The sequence below is a fragment of the Hypericibacter sp. genome, from assembly GCF_050729195.1.
Lineage (GTDB): Bacteria > Pseudomonadota > Alphaproteobacteria > Dongiales > Dongiaceae > Hypericibacter.
The window spans coordinates 15,212-34,712 of the sequence record NZ_JBOHKS010000296.1 but is presented as its reverse complement, the minus strand read 5'-3'; the positions used below and the strand labels follow the sequence as shown (position 1 = coordinate 34,712).

Sequence of the window (19,501 nt, the reverse complement as noted above, 5' to 3'; positions counted from 1 at the left end):
CCATGGCACCGCGGCTGGTGCGTGGGCTGGTGGTCACCAGCAGCGAGCCGCCGTGGGTCCGCGCGAATTCGCTGGCCTCCCGGCCCAGGCGCCGCGCCGTCTCGCGGCTGAACACATAAGGGCCGCTGGAGCCGCCGACGACCAGCGCGATCCAGGGATGCGGTAGCTCCGCCAGCCGCGGGCGCCAGATGCGGGCGGCCTCGTCGAGTTTCTCGCGCGTCACTTGATGCAGCGGGAAATCATTCACCAGCACATGCGGATGCTCGCGCAGACGGAACTGCGGCGGCGTCACCACCAGGTCGAGCTGGTCGGCCGGTGTCCAATAGCGTCCGATCACCACGATGCGGGTATGTCCGCCCGACTGGTCGCGCACCCATTTGGCCGGCGTCTCGTTCTGCCGGCCGGCCATGATGATGAGATCGGGCCAGGGCGGCTCCAATGCGCTCGAGCGGCCCCGGTCGATGCCGGCAAGCGTTCCTTTGCCTCGCAGCGCGTAATAGAGCTCATGCGGAAGGAACTTCATTTCCTTCACGACATAGGGCCAGCCGAGCGCGTCGGCCAGGGCGATGCTCTGCGCGTGATCGCCGGCGCGATGGCATTTGAACACCCAGACGCTGGGCGAAGGTTCAGCCACCGCGGACAGCATCGGCTAGGCCTGCGACCCGATCGATCTCGATCTGCCGGCCCCGGCAGAGGCGATTGGCGATACCGATCGCGATCGCCGCCAGCAGCAGGCCGACCGGCAGATCGATCAGGTAATGCCAGCGGGCGACGACCGATTCGATGACGATCCAGGCGAAGGCGAGTACCGCCAGCGGCGACACCCATTGCCGCGCCTTGACGGCGTAATAGACGATGACGAAGGTGGCGCCGACATGGAGCGAGGGCATCGCCGCCAGGGGCTGGGCGAAATATTGCCCGCCATGTTCCGAGACCCAGGCCGCACCGCCGGCCAGCACCTGCTTATAGACCTCGTACATCGTCAGCTCGGCATTGGTCGCGAGCGCATTCGGCCCCTGCTCATAGATGAAGGGGCCGACAGCTGGGGCGAAAAGATAGCTCAGCGGACCGATCATCTCGATCAGCAGCAGGCCGATCATGTTGTGGTAGTGCCAGCGTCGGTTGCCGACCGAATGGGTCAGGTAGGACAGCACGAAGACGGCGAAGAAACCCGCCTGGTACCAGATGTCGACCGCCGGAATGATGCGGGCGCCGAGGCCGCGCAACCAGGCGAACAGGTCGATCAACGGCCGCAGTGCCTGGTCGATGGCGAAATAGGTCTCGTCATAGAGCGACGGATTGACGACCGGGATCCACATCTTGATGTTGAAATGGACGTAGATGACGAAGATGAAGAGCGCCAGCAGGTAATAATCGTCGAAGATGCGCCGGCCGAAGGCGGCCCAGGATGGGCGGTTCGACCGCGCGAGCTGCCGGCCGATCAGTTGGATCACCAGATAGGCGATCGCGGCGATGATCGGCGGCGCCCAGTAATTGGCGTCGAGGCCGGGGATCTTGCCGGGGCGGGGCGCGGTGAAGCTGATTCCGTAGCGGCTGGCGATCGCCAGCGCGATGGCGAAGAAGCCCAGCACGACCAGGGTGACGACCAGCATGTCGGGCGGAAGGAGCTGTCGCCAGGAGACCTTGCCCGCCCTGGCCTGCGAGGCCAGGGGTGCGGCGCCTTCGGCCTTCTCCCAATTCACCAGGAACGCCCTTTCAGTGACGATTCATCGAGACTTGCCGGCGGCCCAGGCCCAAGACTGGGGGAGGCGCCGTCAGGAGCCGGGACCGCTCCCGGAGGAGGGCCGACGCGCGCCAGACTTACTCGGCCCGCCCGCTGGCGGCAAGCCCGCCGCCTGACATAGCGAATGGTCGGTCCCCATCCTGCGGCCTGGGGCCGCAGGACCTTGAGATTCCTGGCTTTGGCGACCGATTTGAGGGGCCGGCAGACTACCCCGCAGGTTGAAGTTGAGGGGGGCGATCGGGTAACACTATCCGGCAGTTTCGAGCCGGATCGGCCGGCCGTGGACAGGCGCCGCGACAGCCTTCGCGGGGCCACTTCGTTGGAGCGGCCCCGGCAGCCCGGATTGGAGCCCGTCGGGCGGCCATATAGAGCCTTCCCATGCCCCGCGGCATCCGATCAGGCTCCCTAAACGACAGGATGAGATGTCCCACAAACGCAGCCATTCCCCCAAGCGCAAGAAGTCGCGGGTTCCCTCGGTGCTGCGGATCGCCGTGGCGACCCCGCCGATCCGCAGTGCCGTCGTCCTTTTCTGCCTGCTGCTGAGCGGCGTCGCCGAAGGCATCGGCGTCGCCAGCCTCATCCCGATCCTCGCCGCCGCCGGAGACCCCTCAGGCGCCAAGAGCGGCATGGGAGCGACCGTCATGCGGACGCTCGACACGCTCGGCCTGCCGACGGATCTGTTGACGCTCATCGTGATCCTGGTCGTCGCCATGATCGGCAAGGCCTTGCTGCAGCTCGCCGCCATGCGCCAAGTCGGCCATGCGGTGGCCGAGGTGGGAACGCATATGCGCCTGGGCCTGGTATCGGCCCTGCTCGATGCGCGCTGGAGCTTCTTCGTGCGCGAACCGATGGGGCGCTTCGCCAATGCGCTCGGCATCGAGGCCATGCGCGCCAGTGAGGCCTACAGCTCGGTCGCGCAGTTCCTGTCCGGCATCATTCAGGCCATGGTCTATCTCGGCATTGCTGCCGCCTTGTCTTGGAAGCTTGCGGCCTTCGCGCTCGGCATCGGGCTGGTGATGATGCTCTCCCTGAGCCGCTTCATCATCATCACCCGCCGCAACGCCCGCAAGCAGACCAAGCGCACCAAGATCATGATCGGACGGCTGGCGGACGTGCTGGTCGGCCTCAAGCCGATGAAGGCGATGGGTCGGCAGGCACGTGTCGGCGCGCTCTTCGCCCGCGACATCAATACCATCGACCTGGCGATGCGCCGCCAGCTCTTCGCCCGCCATGCCAGCAAGGTGCTGCAGGAACCGATCATCTTCATCTGCATCGGACTGGGCACCTATTTCGGCAGCACCTACGCGGGCATCCCGCTGCCGGAACTCGTCGTCATGAGCATTGTGCTGGTGAAGACCGTCATGGTCATCGGCAAGGTTCAGGAAGACCTACAATCGGTGCAAGTGGCCGAGAGCGGTTATTGGTCGATCCATGGCGCGATCGAGGATGCCAAGGCCGCCCGCGAAACCACCAAGCCAGGACGCATGCCGACCTTGAACAAGGGGATGGAGCTGCGGGACGTCTCGATGGCCTTCGGCGACAAGGTCGTCTTCGACCACGCCTCCTTCTTCGTGCCGACCGGCGGCATCACCGCCATCATCGGCGCGTCGGGTGCGGGAAAGACCACCATGGTGGATCTCATCCTGGGACTTCACCAGGCGACCTTGGGCGAGATCCTGATCGACGACCAACCCTTGTCCGAGATCGACGTGATCAAGTGGCGTTCGCTCGTCGGCTATGTGCCGCAGGAACTCATCCTGTTCCACGAATCGATCATGGCCAACGTCACACTCGGCGAGCCGAGCTTCACTCCGGCCGATGTCGAGAAGGCGCTGCGTCAGGCCGGCGCCTGGGATTTCGTGGCGACGCTTCCCGACGGGATGCATCACGTCGTGGGCGAGCGTGGCGCGCTCCTCTCGGGTGGCCAGCGTCAGCGCATCGCGCTGGCGCGAGCCCTGATTCACCGGCCGAAGCTTCTGATCCTCGACGAGGCCACCAGCGCGCTCGATCCGATGACCGAAGCCGGGATCGTCCGCAACGTGCGCGATCTGGTGAACCAGGGCGGCATCACGGTGCTGTCGATCTCGCACCAGCCCGCATGGATGACGGTCGCCGACAAGGTGATCAGGGTGGAGGACGGCATCGTCACCGAAACCACGCCCGATATGTTTCCGAAGGTCGTCTCGCTCTGATCGCGAGGCCACTACCGGCCTCAGCGCCTCACGAGGCCCATTTCGGCTTTTCGATATTGATCGTCAGGGTGCGCCGCAGGATATCCGGGTCGTTGCCGGTGATCGGGCTGACCGAGTGCCAGGAATTGTAGGTCTTGATGAAGAGGACCGCCTGGTTCGGACGGAAGGCGTAGCTGTCGAGCCGCTCGAAATCCTGGAACTGCGCCTGCTCGTTCAGATAATTGAAGGCGTGCCGGTTGTCCTTCGGGCGCAGCACATCCGTGCCGCCGCCGATCGCCTCGTTCCACTCGCCCGGCCGCGCCATCGAGATGACGAGCGTGATGATCTTGTTCGCATTGTCGGTGTGCGGCAGCAGGAACCCGCCGGCCGCGGAAAGCATCGAGAATTCGAAGCGCGCGTTGAGCGGGATGTCCTTCCGGTTGCCGGGAAAGAGGCGCCGCAGGCGGCGCAGACCGCGCAGCGGCTTGCCGTCCAGCCCCAGATCGATGTAGCGCTTCTGCAGCGCCTCGAGCACGCCCGGAATGAAGCTGTCGCCCTTCACCCAGCGATGGAACTCGCGCCAGGTGGGCTGGGCGCCGACATAGTCGTGATAGTTCTTCGGGTTGAACTTCTCCGACAGCACGTATTTGTTGCCGAACTTCGGCATATGCAGGAACAGCTCCTTGGACGGGAAACTGGCAACGAGCTGGTCGTAAGTTCCCTGGTCCATGAGCGGCTGGGCGAGCCCGATCGGATAGGGCTCGTAGCGCATCTGCAAACTGTCGAGATTGAAGAACATAAGGGCCGTGGGCGGACAACGATGTGGGCGGAGGCGGCGGCAAGATTATCGCATCGGTCAGGCCCGTTCCACAGCCATCCGCCCCGCCCTGCCGGCGCTGCCGCCCATCGGAAGACGCCTGCGACGCCCGTCCGGCGCGTCGCTCCCGGATTGAAATCCCCTCTGCCGCGGCGTTCCGTCACGGCATCGCTCCAAAGCCAAGCCAACAGCGTTGCCGAACCGGGCTCATCTCCGCCCCTCAGCCGCCGGCCCCCGGGCGCCATTGAACTCGATCGAGTCATCGCCGAACCGTTCAATAACGGGCTCTCGTAAGGCGGGGTGAAGATCTCAACCGAAATCGACCTGAGCCCGCGGCGTCACGGGGCCTTCGTCAAGGCCTCGCCAAAGTCCGCCATCTCCTGCGGGTCGAGATCCGAGACGGCCCAGACCTGAACGCCCCCGACGCGCCGCTGGATCAGATTCAGACCCTGGCGCATCACCGGTGCGCCGGCACCGACGGCGTTCGCTGTCGCGCCCGGCATATCATCGGGCAGCACATAGAGATCGACCACATGCTGGCCATGCTTGTAGACCAGCACCGCGACCCGACGGCCGCCGACATAGTCGACGCGACCGCCAAGCAGCTCGAAACCCTGTTGCGACAGATCGAGCGCCGGCGGCGCCACCTCGACACGCCCCGCGAACCAGGGCCGCACCGTATGACGATCGGACGAGGGCACATCCACGCTGTTGGTTGCCGCCAACGCCCGCAGATGACTGGACACCAGGTCATGCAGCAGGAGCTCCGTGGATGCCGGCTCGGTGGACGATCCCATCCAAGTCCGCGTCACCCCGACGCTGAGGCTCGCCACCAGCAGCAGCGAGGCCGCCACCGCCAGCCAGCGGGGCAGAGAGCGACGCGGCGCCGGCGGCCGACGCTGTTCCGTCGACGTGGCCTCGGAGGCCGAGGCGCGAATCCGGTCGCGCAAGCTCTGCGGCGGCGTGTAACGCGGCAGCGAACGTTTCATGCCCTCGCGCAAGGCCTGGAGCGCCGCCATCTCGCGGCTGCAGGCGGCGCAGCCCGCGATATGGGCCCTGACCGTGGCGGCCGTGCCCTCGTCGAGCTCGCCGTCGAAGCAGGGCTGAAGCAGCGCGGCAGCGGTTCTGCAATCCATGAGCGCCCTACCTTCCCTGCCGCGCCGCCCAGGCGCGCTTCAGCATCTCGCGCGCCCGCGCCAGCCGGGACATGACGGTGCCCACGGGGACCTCGAGCAGATCCGCGATCTCGCGGTAGGAAAGCTCCTCCATCTCGCGCAGCAGAATGATCTCCCGGAAGCCGGCCGGCAACGCCTCCACCAGCTCGGTCAGCATGGAAGCGCATTGCGACCAATGCGCCAGCTCCTCCGGACTGCGGCCGCCATCGGCCGGAACATCGCCATCGCCCGATGTCATCACTTCTTCCAGCGACAAGGGCGAACGGGCGCCGCTCGTCTTGGCAACCCAGGTGAGATAAGTCGTGCGCACGATGGCGAGCCACCAGGCACGCGCATTGCCGCCCTGGAAGCTGTCGGCATAGCGGACCGCGCGCAGGAACGCCTCATGGACGATGTCGGCAGCATCCTGCTCGCTGCGCGTGAGCCAGCGCGCCAGGTTATAGGCAGCATCCAGATGCGGCAGGATCAGCCGCTCGATGCGGCCGGCCTTGTCCTCGGCAGATACCGAGCCTTCGTCCTTGAAGGGCGGGTTCATGGGCGGCGACTCTATGTCACGTGCCGGCGGGGAGCCATATGGACCGCGCATGGAGACGCCTGCTCCCGCCTTAAGACCTGGCAATGTTTCGCTCGCCCGAGCCAGGGGCCGCCATCATGGCTGGCGCACCTTGACCACGCCGGTCATGTAGGGATGGAGACTGCAGAGATAGGCGTAGTCGCCCTCCTTCTCGAAGACGAAGCTGTACTCGTCATCGGTGTCCATGCCGGTCGAGCCGAACAGATGCGCGGCCGAGACGACGCTGTGCACCATTTCGTCGTGATTGACCCAGACGACCTTGGTTCCCGGCGCCACCGTCACCTCGGCGGGAACGAAGCTGTAATTGCCGATCTCGATCGTCACGGTGCCGGCGGCCGATGCGGCTGACGGAACGGCCAGCAACCCAAGGCCAAGGATAAGCATGACCGCGGCCATCCGAGCCGGCGCCGGCACCGTCATCATTTTGCCTCCGATCGACATCAGCAGCGTCTCGCGTTTCATTACCGGCCTCAGACCGTGCCGCCGAGGGGCGTATCGATCGTCGCCAGCGTCTTCGTTCCCGGAACGACATTGATGCTTCGCGTGCCGAGGAGCTTGCCCAACTCGACGGCATCGACCTTGAGCGGCCCTGGCGCCGGCGCTTCGCCCGGCTTGGGCTGCGGATAGGCGGTCGACATGGCGGTGTGGAAACTCACATTGCCTTCGACCTTCTGGATCACCTGATGGATATGGCCGTTGAGGACGGTGACCGAGCCGAAGCGCTTCAGATAGCCAAGCGCCTGCGGCGCGTCGGCGGTGCCCCAGCCCCAGGGCTCATAGACGGTCCAGAGCGGGATATGGGCGAAGACGACGATGGGCGTGCTGGCCGACTGGGCCGCCAGATCCTTCTCCAGCCAGGCGAGTTGCTCGGCCCCGAGCCGGGTCATCGCCTTCGGCTGGAAGTCGGTGACATTCACCAGGCCGACGAAATGGACGCCATTCTGGTCGAAGCTGTACCAGCCGGTCTGTTCGCTCTCCTGGCCGAAGGCCTTCAGGAATCCGGTGAGGCCGTTATCGAGCGCGTCATGCTCGCCGGGCACGAAATGGATCCGGTCGACCTTCATCTCCTGCAGGAGCTCGCGCGCCTGCCCGAACTCCTCGGGCTTGGAAAGATGGGAGACATCGCCGGTATGGATCGCGAAGGCGGGGCGCGGATCCAGCCCGTTCACCTCGCCGATGGCGCGCCGGAGCGTGCCGGCCACATCCGGATTGGCTTCCTTGTTGAAGCCGATATGGGTGTCGGAGATCTGGACGAAGGTGAAGGCGCCGGCCGGCAACTGGTCGGCGCGCGCTTCGCCGATCAGGCCCAGGCTGCGCGGCACGCCGCCGGCCAGAGTCCAGAGCACGCCGGTACCGGTCCAGGCCATGCAGCCGAGCATCCGGCGGCGCGTCAGGTCGGGCGATGAATTTTTCGGGACAGTCTGCGAGGCGAACGACGTGTTCTGAGGGTTGCTCATGGGATCGTTGCTCCTTTCGAGCGGAACGGACCCCATCAAGACCGCAGGAGCGCGCGTTCTATTCCGCCGGACGCGCGCGCGTCACGGAAAGGTGAAGGAACTTTCCGCTGCCGCGAACGCGCCGACTGAAACTCCGGGCACTCGCATGATTCACCGGTCGGCCAACCAGACTAAACATCCGGGATTCTTCGCCTTTCCGGGGCCGCGCGGAGCCACAACTTTGCCCCTCGCTGAAGCTCCGGCAAGGCCCGTACGATGCACAGCTATCCTACTGACTTAACAAGTATTTCTTCGTTGCCCCCGGCGTTTGCAGAGAGCTGGACAAGGGGGCTCTGCCAACGCGTCGGTGCGAGTGACGGCCGGCGCCGGTCTTGGGGCTTTCAGGACCGGAAACGACCGTCGCGCTTTTTGGCCATGAGGCGCCACTGAAGAGGGGGAGCATTGATTCGCAGCTTGGCCTTGGTGATGGCGTTGACCATCGGTGTCGGTGTTTCGCTCCAGGCGGTGAAGTCCGTGAGCGCCGCGTCTGACGGTCTGCTCTTGAAGGCGCCGGCCAAGTCGAGCGACGCCGCACCGACCACCGAGGAGATCTCGGTCCAAGACGAGACAAGGCCCCAAACGAGCATGCTGATCGCCGATAGCAGTACCCCCTCTCCATCCGATCCCTCTGCGGTGCAGATCGCCGATGCCGCGTCCGACGCGTCGGGTCCCGTGGTTTCCAGCTCCTATCAGCAACCGACGTTCTCGACGGCCTACGAGGAAGTGCCGCGCGATCAGACCGTGCGCGAACGTCAGCGGCCGGAAGTGGATGCGCTGGGTCTCCATCTCGGAGGGTTCTTCGCCTATCCGTCGGTCCGCACCTCCGAGATCTATGACGACAACATCTTCGTCACGCCGTCGGACAAGCGCGGCGATTTCATCACCGAGATCGCGCCGGAGCTGTCGATCGAATCGAATTGGAACAACAACGCCCTCAATTTCGACGCGGGTGCCGCCGCCGGCTATTACGCGACCCATACCGGCGAGGATTATGTCGATTACCATTTCGGAACCGATGGCCGTATCGACATCACGCGCGACGACCAGCTCACCGCGGCCTTCAATTATCGCCATGCGCATGAAGACCGTTCTTCGCCCGACGATGTCCAGGGCAAGACCCCGACGGAATACGACCTCTATCACGGCGAAATCGGCGACCAGAACCGCTTCGGCCGCTTCACGCTGAAGCTCGATAGCCAGCTCAACCGTTATAAATACTTCAACGTCGATTCCGACAATGGCACCACGATCGACAACAACGATCGCGATCGCATCTCCTCGCTGCACAGCGTCACGCTGAGCTACGAGATCGTACCGGACTATGACGCCTATGTGCGCGCGTCCTACAACCGCCAGGACTACGACAGCCAGCAGGATACTGCCGGTTTCGATCGCAGTTCGCAGGGGTTCGAGACGGTGGTCGGACTGGCCATCGATCTGGGCGGCGTGACCCGCGCCGACATCTTCGCGGGCTATCTGACGCAATATTACCAGGACTCCCAGTACGACACCGTTTCCGGACCCAGCTTCGGCGGCTCCCTGATTTGGAATCCGACCGGCCTCACCACCGTGACCGCGACCGTGTCGAGAACCCTTCAGGAAACCACGCAAGTAGGGGCGGCCGGTTATTTCTCGACCGACGCCCTGATCAATATCGACCACGAGCTGCTGCGCAACCTCATCCTCAATGCCTTCGGCGGCTTCATCAACAACGACTATCAAGGCATCAACCGCAACGACGATATCTGGACCGGCGGCGCCGGCGCCGAGTATCTGATGAACCGCTACGCCTCGATCGACCTCAAATATCGCTACGACACTCGCGATTCGAGCGAGAGCGACGAGAACTACGAGCGCAATCTGATTCTGCTGAGCCTCGATCTCAAACTCTAACCGGCGGATCGGGACCGGTCCGTCGACATCGCGACGGGCTGGCCCTTGCCGCCCCTGCCGGGAGAAGACCGTGCTGCACCGTTTGCAAATGAGCCTTTCCACTTTCGCCATGCTCGGCATGTTGATCATGCTGTCGGGCCCGGCGCAGGCCACGAGCGACCAGTACCATCTGGGGCCCGGCGACAAGGTCCGGGTGACGGTCTTCGGGGACGATCAGCTGAGCGGCGAATTCCAGGTCGATGCCAATGGCGCGATCGCGATGCCGCTGATCGGTGAGGTCGACGCGCGGGGACGCACCACGACCGAGCTGGCGACCACTGTCACCGAGAAACTCTCCAAGGATTATCTGAAGGACCCGAAGGTCAGCGTCGAGGTGATCGACTATCGCCCCTTCTACATCCTGGGCGAAGTGCGCAATCCCGGGAGCTATCCCTTCGTGAACGGCATGCGGGTGATGAATGCGGTCGCGTTGGCGGGCGGGTTCACCTATCGCGCCCGCGAGGGCCATATGAAGATCAACCGCGATATCGACGGACAAGTGCAGGAACTCGAGGCGGATCAGACCACGGTCGTCCTCCCGGGCGACGTGATCGAAGTCCCCGAACGCTTCTTCTGATCGGGGTCGACTGTTTCAACGCGGCCAGGCGGGAAGCTGGATCGCCAGACGCGAAAGGATATTCATCATGGCGGACGCGAGACTGCTGGTCCCCCGGCCCATGGCCGAGCCTCCCATTGCCATGCCCCCGGACTGGACCCAATCCAGCGGGCCCGATCTCCAGGAGCTGTTCCGGCGCGTCTGGCGGCGCAAGCTCATGATCGCGAGCATCGCAGTCGGCTGCACGCTGCTGACGGCGGCGGCTCTGTTCGCGATTTCACCGCGCTATACCGCGACGGCGCAGGTGATGCTGGATCCCTCGCAATCGAAGCTGCTCGACGCCAACCAGACGCTGGCCGGCCTGTCGCCCGACACCGAGGCGGTCAACAGCGCCATCGCCGTGGTGCAGTCGCGCGACCTGGCCGATCGGGTGATCGACAAGCTCGGCCTGATGCGCGATCCGGATTTCAACGCGTCGCTCGAACCGCCGACCTGGTTCTCCAGTATGCTCGATCCTCACACCTATCTGCCGGCCGATTCGGCCGATCGCATTGCCAAGCTCTTTGCGGGCGACGCGGGCAGTCCGACCGACGAGGTGCGCCGCAGCCATAACCGGGTGGTCGAGGCCTTCCTCAAGCGGCTCGACGCTGGTGCCGCCGGCGAATCGCGGGTGGTGAGCGTGAGCTTCCAGGCGGAGAATTCGCGCACGGCGGCGCGGGTCGCCAATGCCATCGTCGAGGAGTATATCAGCAGCGGCATCGAGCAGCGGACCGCCTCCAGCAAGGAAGTCAATGTCTGGCTGACGCAGCAGCTCGATACCTTGCGTGAGCAGGTGGTCGCCGCCGACCAGGCGGTCGAGGATTACCGCACCAAGAACGGCCTGGTCGAAAGCCGCGGCGATACCCTGGCCTCGCAGGAGACCGCCGAGCTCGGCACCCAACTGGTCATGGCCCGCACCGACCGCGCCGCGGCCGAGGCCAAGCTGCAGCAGGTCCAGTCGCTGCTCGCCTCGCCGCAGGGCACCGAGAGCGCCGGCGCCGTGCTGCAATCGCCGCTGATCCAGGGCCTGCGCGCCCAGGAGGCGCAGCTCGAGCAGACCATTGCCGATCTGTCGCAGACCTATGGCGAACGCCACCCGAAGATCCTGGGTGCCAAAGCGCAGCTGGCCGATCTGCAGGGAAAGATCCGGCAAGAAATCGGCCGGATCGTCAAGGACTACACCAACGAGGTGGCCGTCGCTCGCGCACGCGAGGTCTCGATCTCCTCGAGCCTGGAGCAGACCCGCAACCAGGTCGCCAGCCTCAACCAGTCCGACGTCCATCTGCGCTCGCTGGAACGCGAGGCCGATGCGAGCCGGACGCTTCTGGAGAACTTCCTCGCTCAATATCAGCAGACCGGCAGCGAGCAGAGCTTCAAGCAGCCGGATGCGATCATCATCTCGCATGCCAGCGAGCCGGAAAAACCCTCCTTCCCGAAGAAACGGATCCTGGTGCTGGTGGCGCTGGTTGCCTTCGGCATGCTGGGCGTGCTGATCGCGCTGCTGATCGAGGAGTTCGACCGCGGCCTGCGCAGCATGGGACAGATCGAGCGCGTCGTCGGCGTGCGCGGCCTGGGCCTGATCCCCACCGTTCAGACCTGGCTCGGCCGGTTGCGCAAGCCCGAAGATTATGTCGTGGACAAGCCGGCCTCGGCCTTGTCAGAGGCCCTGCGCAGCCTCCATACCGGCATCGCCCTCTCGGCGAACGCGCAGCCCGTGCGCACCGTGATGTTCGCTTCCTCGCTGCCCAAGGAAGGCAAAACCTCGCTGGCGCTCTCCTATGCCCGCGTGCTGGCTCATGCCGGCAAGAAGGTGGTGGTGGTGGATTGCGACCTGCGCCGTTCGGCACTCTGCCGCCGGCTGGGCCTGCGGCGCAAGGCCGGCCTCTCCGACTATATCCGGGGCACGGCCGAGCTCGACGACATCCTCCATCCCGATCCGCGCTCGACGGCCCTGATCGTTCCGGCCGGCACGGCACCGGCCACGAGCGCCACCGACATCCTGGCCTCCGAACGCCTCGCGGCCTTCCTGCGGGCGCTGGCGGAGCATTACGACATGGTGGTGATCGACACGCCGCCGGTGCTCGCCGTCTCCGACACGCAGCTGCTGAGCCGGCTCGTGGACAAGACCGTCTTCGTCGTGCGTTGGGAGAAGACCCGCGCCGAGACGGCCCTCCTGGCCGTGCGCCAGCTGCATGACGCCGGCGCCGACATCGCGGGCGCGGTGCTGTCGATGGTGAACCTCAAGCGCCATGCCCGCTATGGCTATGGCGATGCCGGGTCCTATTACGCGGAGCTGCGCCGCTATTATGTGGGTTGAGACGTTCCTGCCCTTTGACGCCGGCTCGTGACGATGGCGATAGCGCTCGAAGCGGGCACGGAGCGGCTGGCGACCCCCTCCTGGCGGTCGGCGGAGATCGTGCCGCCGCCGCAGACCGGGTGGCTCAATCTCGCTGTGGGCCATACCCTGCTCTTCCTGCTGCTGGCCTTCGGTATGATCGGCGCACGCCCCTTCTCCGGCGCCGACATCGACAGCGCCAGCACCGCGTCCGACGGTTTTCTCAATCAGGCGATTTGGCTGGGCGGCGTGGCGCTGGCCTTGCCGCTGATCTTCAGCCGCTTTCGCCTCGCCGTGACCCTGGCGAAGCAGGCCTGGCCGCTGCTGCTGGTGATCGCATGGGACATGGCGACGGCCATCTGGTCACCCCTGCCCGACGTCACGCTGCGCCGCGTCGCGGTGCTTTGGCTCATGTATGCCGCAGCCCTCGGCGTGGCCGTCTCGGGCGTTTCCTTGCGCGACTTCCATCGCATGGCCTTCCTCATCACCGGCGTCGTGATGGCGCTCGATATCATGGCCGCCGTCGGCATGCCCGGCCGCGGCCTCGACAATGAAGGCCGCCTGATCGGCATGCATGGACACAAGAACTCGGCCGGCCAGGTCGCGGTGATGGCGAGCCTCTGCTGGTATTTCTATGCCGCGCGTTTTCCCTGGCGCAGCACGCGATTCCTGGTGCTGGGCGCCGCCGGGATCTTCTACTTGGTGATCTTCGCCACCGGATCGAAGACCGGCAGTGCGCTCGCCATGCTGGTCGTCATCTGGACCGCCATCGCCGTCACCCTCTGCCGCCGGGGCCCCAGCGCCGCCGCGCTGTTCGGCAGCGCGTTCAGCTTTCTGGCGCTAGCCGTCCTGGCGCTTCTGATGCTGACCGGCGTCAGCGCGACCGAGGTCGGGACGGCGGTCTTCGGGGATATCACCTTCACCGGACGGTTGCCGCTCTGGGAAGTGATCTGGGATCAGATCATGAAGCATTTCTGGACCGGCTATGGCTTCGGCGCCTTCTGGGACGTGGCCGGGTCGGACAACTCCTTCGGCTTCTCCAAAGCCGTCGGATGGCTCGGCGTCGTCGGCCAGGCCCATAACGGCTATCTCGACCTCTTCCTGCAGACGGGTCTCGTCGGCCTCGGCCTGGCGCTGTTCTCCCTCGGCTGGATGTTCCGCGTGGGCGCGCGGCTGCTCGGGCAACCGCCGCGCCGCCCCTTCGACCTACCGGCGCGCGCCTTCGCCTATGCGATGATTCTCTCCATCGCTCTCTATAATCTTCTCGAAAGTTCCTATTTGCGCCCGCATCACATGCAGGCGGTCTGGCTGTTCATGCTGGTGGCCCTCATGCAGCGCGAATTGCTGGAGGGGCGTGTCATCCGGCAGAGAATCCTGCTTCACCGCCAGAAGGCCGCGTTGGCACACCGGGCATCGCTGGTGGGAACGTCGCGCGAGCCCTTCCTGACGGCTTAGGCGGCCGATGCCAGGCTGGCCGCCGATCCGCGACCCCGGCCCGCCTGGAAGCGCTCGAACCAGCAGCCCAGAATGAAGAGCGCGTAGATCTGGCGATCGAGCGGCTGCGACTGGGAGAGATGCTGGCGCCAGAGCGTCTCGACCGCGGCCCGATCGAACAATCCCGTCTGCGGCAGGATCTCGAGCAGGGTCGTTTCGACACGGCCGCGCAAGGCGTCGCGCGACCAGGCGCCGAAGGGGATCGGGAAACCCTTCTTCTTGCGGTTGACGATGGCCGCCGGCAGATAGCGCCGCGCCATCATCTTATGCACGATCTTGCGCCGGCCCGGCGCCAGCCGGAAGGCGCGCGGCAGGGATTCGACGAACCGCACCACCTCGAGATCGAGGATCGGAACGCGAACCTCCAGCGCATAGGCCATCGAGATCTTGTCGGTATAGAGCAGCCAATCGTCCGGCAGGCAGGTCCGGGCATCGACGCTCATCATGGTCTCGACCGGCTCGCGGCCCGTGCCGCGGCTCCAGTCGAGCCAATAGCCGATGTCGCCCAGCGCCTTGCCGTCATCGGCGCGGCCCGTCAGCGCCTGGCGCTGGCTGGCGGTGAAGAGCGCGTAGGCTTCGCGGAAACGTTCGGCCGGCGATTCGATCGGCAGGCTGCGGAGCGCACGCTGCACGGCTTCGGGCAGCTTGCCATAGCCGCCCATCGCACGCCCGACCCAGCCGGCCATCGCGGGCGCCGGCAGCAGGCGGCGCAGGACCTCGTTCTGATAGCGGGTATAACCGCCCCAGGGCTCGTCGCTGCCCTGGCCACTCAAGGCCACCGTCACGTCCTGACGCATCCGCCCGATCAGATGCCAGATCGCCAGTGCCGAGGTCGAGACGATCGGCTCCTCCAGGCTGTCGATCACCTGGTCGAGCGTTGCCATCAGATCCTGCGGCGCGACATTGACGGCGACGAAGGGCAGATCGAGCGCCGCCGCGGTCCCGCGCGCATCCTCGATCTCGCATTCCTTGTGCCCGGCGCCGAAGCCCACCGTGTAGCAGGGCAGCGGCCGGCCCTTCTCCCGGGCCAGGGCCGCGACCAGGGCCGAATCGATCCCGCCCGACAGCAGGATGCCGACCGGCACATCCGAGAGGAGCTGCCGGTCCACCGCCCCGCCCAGCACCTCGTGATAGCGCTCGACCGCATCGGCGCGATCGCCCGCATAGCGCTCCGCCACCGGCTCGATATAGCGCGTGAGCTCGGCCTCGCCAGTGGCGAGATCGAAGCTCAGACGATGACCCGCCGGCAGGCGCTGGATGCCCCGCCAGAGCGTGCGCGGCGAAGGCACGAAGCGCAGCGTCAGGAAACATTGCAGCGCGTCCTCATCGGCCTGGGGCGCCGTGCCGGTGAGGGCCATGAGCGCCCGCGCCTCCGAGGCGAAGGCGATCCCGCCTTGCGGCAGCATCGTGTAATAGACCGGCTTGATGCCGAAGGCGTCGCGGACCAGATGCAGCTTGCCCTCGAGGCGATCGAGCGCCGCGAAGGCGAACATGCCGTCGAGCCGTGTCAGGGTCGATTCGAGACCGCGAGCCGCGAGGAACTCGGCCAGCGTCTCCGTGTCGGAATGGCCGCGAAAATTCCCGGTCAGGCCGCGGCGCAGCGCCTGGTGGTTATAGGCCTCGCCGTTATAGGAAAGCAGCCAGCGTCCGTCGCGGCTGGCCATCGGCTGATGACCGGCGGGGCTGAGATCGAGGATCGCGAGCCGCGTATGGCCCAGCACCACCTGTTTGCCGCGCAACTCCTCGCGGGCCACGCCTTCGCTGTCGGGCCCGCGATGACGCAGGGCCGCGAGGCCCGCTTCCACATGGACCGCGACCGAGGGCGAGAAGATCGCACCGAAAATTCCGCACATGGGGCTCAGTCTCCGAGAGGGATGGGAATCGGCGAACTCAGGCGGCGCTGCGCAGATCCACGCCTTGCGCGCGGCGAACCGTCGCGAGCACGGCCTGGTCGAAGCGCTCGACCATGTGATCGAGATGCAGCTCGTCGCGTGACCTGAGCGCGCCCGCCGCCAGCCGCTGCTGGATCTCCGGCGAATCGACGAAGCGCGCCAGCACATGGGCGAAATCCTCCATGTCGCCGGGCACGATCAATCCATTCTCGCCATTGTGCAGATATTCGATCTCGGGGCTGTGCAGCGCATGGTCGCGGGTGATCACCGGAAGGCCTTGCGCGAAAGCGTGATTGACCGCAAGGCCGACGAATCCCGGAATCACCATCGCCGCCGCGACGCGCATATAGCGCGCCACCTCGTCCTGGTCGTAAAGCGCGCCCAGGAAACGGACCGAGGGCAGATTGACGGCACGCCCCTGCAGGCTCTCGGCCGCGGGGCCGTCGCCGATGATGAGCACCTCGACCGGCTGGCGGCTCAGCTGCATCGCATTGATGCGGCGAACGGCCTGGATCAGGAGATCGACCTGCTTGGCCGGCAGCAGCCGTCCGACATAGAGCAGCACCACGGAGTCGGGTTTCAACCCGAGCTGCTGGCGCAGCGCCGCGCGATCGGTATTCAGATACTTCGCATGGAGCCGTGTCTGCGCTTCGACGTCGATGGTGTTGCGCACCACCCATACTTTCTCGTCGGGCATGCCGATGCGCCGGAGATTCTCCGCCCCGCCCTCGGTATAGGCCAGATAGCCATCGGCCTGGCGCGCCAGCAGATCCTTCACCTGCGAGACCATGCCGAAAGCGAGACCGGAGGATTTGGCGGTGAACCCCATGCCGACCTTGGCGTGATAACCAAATCCCCAAAAGATCACAGGCAAGCGACGCTGACGCGCTCGCAAGGCCAGCAACAGGTTGGAGAGGAATTTCAGTTCGTGGCCCATCACGACGGCGTCGAACCGATCGGTCAGGATCCGTTGCACGACGGGCTGATAAATCGCGCGCCAGCGGCCTAGGGGTATTTCACGATTGTCCACGCGCACATTGGGAAACTGAAGCGGCTCCGGCGCCGCCTGCCAGCCGCTGCCGGTCGGCGGATTGCCGTGGAAGACGACATATTCCGCGCCGCCCCGCGCATTCAACTGCTCGAAGAATCGCGCGCGATAGGTCGGCACGAAGCCTTGATGCAGCACTGCGATGCGATAGCTCATGGCGTCAGGGCCTCCTCGTCGTTTTGCCCCCGCGCCCCGGGCAAATTCGGCGCAGAGGCTGGGACACGATGTTGCCACTTGCTTGACCCGGGGCGGGGCCGCCACGATTGAGCCGCATGTTGCACGACACGAAGTCGCGTGGCGTGTGACCTCCTCATGGCATCCAGGCACGGCGTGGCTTGCATTACGAAGCGCATATATCGGAAACGATTCTGCCGAACTGACCGGCGGGCGGCACCCATGGGCGGAGCCAGCTCATGCGCCTGATCAGCCCGCCCCATGCCCGACAGATTCGCGCCCTGCCGCATCTGTCCCAGGGCAACTATCCCAGTCTCGATATCGACGGCACGATCGATTTCATGACGCGCCGCTACGTGACGCCGATGGCTCAGCGCTACGATCTGAGCGAGGTGACCTTGGCGGATGGAGCCGCGGGCTATGGCTGGCTCTCGGTCGCGTTCCTGCTGCGTGGCGGCCGCGACGCGATCCTGATCGATCCGGATGCGGAGCGGCTGGAGAACGCGGAAGAGATCTGCCACATCCTGGGCGTCGCCAATCGCTGCCGCTTCGTCAATCGCACATTGCAGGACACCGGCCTCGACAACGACAGCGTCGATATCTTCGCCTCGATCGAGACTCTCGAGCATGTCGGCCGGCCCAACATCCGCAACTGCCTGGGCGAGATCGCGCGCATCAGCAAAGGCCTGGTCATCCTGACGACGCCCAACCGGCTGTTCCCGGTGGTGGCGCATGACACCCGGCTGCCCTTCGCCCACTGGCTGCCACGCCCCTTGCGCCGCCTCTATGCGTGGCCGTTCGGACGGTTGTCGGAGGAGTATGGCAACCGCTTCCTGGCGCCCTGGGATCTGCAGCCCCTGGCGCGGAAGTTCGAGCCCGACAGCCGGATCGCGACCTTCCGCACGCTCGACGAGTTGAAACGCTTCTATCCGCATTATCTGCCCTATGGCAGCGACCCGGCCCATCGGTTCCGGCAGCGACCCAACCCGTTGCTCTGGCGCTACCAGACGATCATTGCGACTTTGCTCAGCACGCGCTCCTATTGGCTGGCACCCAACCTCGCCTCCGTGTGGGTTCGGCGGGAAACGGCCTGAGAGCGGAACGTCTTCATGAGCCAAGTCAGCATCGTGATCTGCACCTTCAACCGGCCTGCCCTCATGGCAAAGGCGGTCCGCTCCTGTGTGGCGCAGGAGGGCCTGCCCGAAGGCGCCATCGGCATCTATGTCGTCGACAACAGCGCCGACGGCAATGCTGCGGCTGCGGTCCAGGCGCTGGCGGCGTCCAGCCCGGTTCCGATCACCTATGTCGGCGAGCGGCGTTCCAACATCGCGCGCGCGCGCAATGCCGGCATCGCCGCCAGCGACGAACCCTTCATCGCCTTCCTCGACGACGACGAGGAAGCGAGCCCCCGCTGGATCGCAGGGCTGCTGGCCACAATCGAACGGGCGGGTGCCGACGTCGCCTTCGCCCCGGTGCTGCCGAATTTCGAAGCCGGCCAAGCACCGGCCTGGGACCCGGAAGCGCGTCTCTTCAAGCGCGACATGGGGATGCCCGACGGCACCCCGGCGCCTCTGCACGCGACCGGCGCCTCGCGCGGCGGAGGCACAGGTAATTGCATGCTGCGGCGCGCGACCTGCATTCGATCGAACGAGCCCTTCGATCCGGCTTTCGGCGTCACCGGCGGCGAGGACACCGATTTCTTCATGGGGCTCGCTCGCGCAGGCTGCCGCTTCGTCTGGTGCGCCAGCGCGCCGGTCAGCGAGTTCGTACCGGCCGCCCGCAGCCGGCTCGATTACATGGCGCGCCGCACCTTTCGGCAAAACCAGAGCTATGTGCGGCTGCGCATGAAGAACAGCGCAAGGCCCGCCTTGATGACCGCGAACCTGATGATGCGGGGCGCGGTGCAGCTGGGCCTCTGGAGCCTGCTGGCCCTCGTCGGCCGTCTCGCGCGCCGCGATGACGGCTCGCGGGCCTGGATCAAGATGAATGCCGGGGCCGGCAAGCTGCTCTGGGCGCGTGCGGGCGACAAGCATACCTGACGTTGGGACCGATTC

General features: G+C 65.7%; 16 protein-coding genes. 7 read left to right on the top strand and 9 right to left on the bottom strand.

What is annotated here, in order from left to right; translation table 11 throughout:
- A partial coding sequence (locus ACREE8_RS24270) for an ELM1/GtrOC1 family putative glycosyltransferase (protein ID WP_431575600.1) occupies window positions 1-634 on the bottom strand: 634 nt, incomplete at its 3' end.
- Window positions 627-1,703 carry a phosphatase PAP2 family protein gene (locus ACREE8_RS24265; RefSeq protein WP_431575599.1) on the bottom strand — a complete coding sequence of 359 codons (1,077 nt, stop codon included), beginning with the start codon at window positions 1,701-1,703 and terminating at the stop codon, window positions 627-629. The genes ACREE8_RS24270 and ACREE8_RS24265, both read right to left, overlap by 8 nt.
- 463 nt (window positions 1,704-2,166) lie before the next feature.
- Between ACREE8_RS24265 and ACREE8_RS24260 the strand changes: the two genes are divergently transcribed.
- Window positions 2,167-3,936: an ABC transporter ATP-binding protein gene (locus ACREE8_RS24260; protein ID WP_431575598.1), complete on the top strand. Its 1,770-nt coding sequence runs from the start codon at window positions 2,167-2,169 to the stop codon at window positions 3,934-3,936.
- Between the two features lie 28 nt (window positions 3,937-3,964).
- Here ACREE8_RS24260 and ACREE8_RS24255 read toward each other — a convergent pair whose 3' ends face one another.
- The 5 genes from ACREE8_RS24255 to ACREE8_RS24235 form a co-directional block, all read right to left on the bottom strand.
- The gene (locus ACREE8_RS24255) at window positions 3,965-4,714 is read right to left on the bottom strand and encodes a hypothetical protein (RefSeq protein WP_431575597.1); all 750 of its coding nucleotides are present in this window, start codon (window positions 4,712-4,714) and stop codon (window positions 3,965-3,967) included.
- Window positions 4,715-5,070: 356 nt separating this feature from the next.
- Window positions 5,071-5,868 (bottom strand): anti-sigma factor family protein, encoded by a 798-nt coding sequence (locus tag ACREE8_RS24250; protein WP_431575596.1) that lies wholly within the window; start codon window positions 5,866-5,868, stop codon window positions 5,071-5,073.
- Window positions 5,869-5,875: 7 nt separating this feature from the next.
- Window positions 5,876-6,442 (bottom strand): sigma-70 family RNA polymerase sigma factor, encoded by a 567-nt coding sequence (locus ACREE8_RS24245; protein ID WP_431575595.1) that lies wholly within the window; start codon window positions 6,440-6,442, stop codon window positions 5,876-5,878.
- Window positions 6,443-6,556: 114 nt separating this feature from the next.
- Window positions 6,557-6,943, bottom strand: coding sequence for a cupredoxin domain-containing protein (locus tag ACREE8_RS24240; protein ID WP_431575594.1), 387 nt, complete (start codon window positions 6,941-6,943; stop codon window positions 6,557-6,559).
- An 8-nt stretch (window positions 6,944-6,951) separates the two neighbouring features.
- The gene (locus ACREE8_RS24235; protein ID WP_431575593.1) at window positions 6,952-7,938 is read right to left on the bottom strand and encodes a metallophosphoesterase family protein; all 987 of its coding nucleotides are present in this window, start codon (window positions 7,936-7,938) and stop codon (window positions 6,952-6,954) included.
- 441 nt (window positions 7,939-8,379) lie between these two features.
- On the opposite strand from ACREE8_RS24235, the gene ACREE8_RS24230 reads away from it, so the two are divergent.
- The 4 genes from ACREE8_RS24230 (at window position 8,380) to ACREE8_RS24215 (ending at window position 14,294) form a co-directional block, all read left to right on the top strand.
- Window positions 8,380-9,870, top strand: coding sequence for an outer membrane beta-barrel protein (locus ACREE8_RS24230; RefSeq protein ID WP_431575592.1), 1,491 nt, complete (start codon window positions 8,380-8,382; stop codon window positions 9,868-9,870).
- 88 nt (window positions 9,871-9,958) lie between these two features.
- The gene (locus ACREE8_RS24225; RefSeq protein WP_431575591.1) at window positions 9,959-10,486 is read left to right on the top strand and encodes a polysaccharide biosynthesis/export family protein; all 528 of its coding nucleotides are present in this window, start codon (window positions 9,959-9,961) and stop codon (window positions 10,484-10,486) included.
- A 67-nt stretch (window positions 10,487-10,553) separates the two neighbouring features.
- A complete protein-coding gene (locus ACREE8_RS24220; RefSeq protein ID WP_431575590.1) occupies window positions 10,554-12,821 on the top strand; it encodes a GumC family protein in 2,268 nt (755 codons plus the stop codon).
- A gap of 33 nt (window positions 12,822-12,854) precedes the next feature.
- Window positions 12,855-14,294: an O-antigen ligase family protein gene (locus tag ACREE8_RS24215; RefSeq protein ID WP_431575589.1), complete on the top strand. Its 1,440-nt coding sequence runs from the start codon at window positions 12,855-12,857 to the stop codon at window positions 14,292-14,294.
- Here ACREE8_RS24215 and asnB read toward each other — a convergent pair.
- Window positions 14,291-16,186: an asparagine synthase (glutamine-hydrolyzing) gene (gene asnB, locus ACREE8_RS24210; RefSeq protein WP_431575588.1), complete on the bottom strand. Its 1,896-nt coding sequence runs from the start codon at window positions 16,184-16,186 to the stop codon at window positions 14,291-14,293. The genes ACREE8_RS24215 and asnB overlap by 4 nt on opposite strands.
- Before the next feature lie 37 nt (window positions 16,187-16,223).
- The gene (locus ACREE8_RS24205) at window positions 16,224-17,429 is read right to left on the bottom strand and encodes a glycosyltransferase (protein ID WP_431575587.1); all 1,206 of its coding nucleotides are present in this window, start codon (window positions 17,427-17,429) and stop codon (window positions 16,224-16,226) included.
- 257 nt (window positions 17,430-17,686) lie between these two features.
- On the opposite strand from ACREE8_RS24205, the gene ACREE8_RS24200 reads away from it, so the two are divergent.
- The gene (locus ACREE8_RS24200; RefSeq protein ID WP_431575586.1) at window positions 17,687-18,541 is read left to right on the top strand and encodes a methyltransferase domain-containing protein; all 855 of its coding nucleotides are present in this window, start codon (window positions 17,687-17,689) and stop codon (window positions 18,539-18,541) included.
- 15 nt (window positions 18,542-18,556) lie between these two features.
- Window positions 18,557-19,486, top strand: a complete 930-nt coding sequence (locus ACREE8_RS24195; protein ID WP_431575585.1) for a glycosyltransferase family 2 protein — start codon at window positions 18,557-18,559, stop codon at window positions 19,484-19,486.
- The last annotated feature ends 15 nt before the right edge of the window (window positions 19,487-19,501 follow it).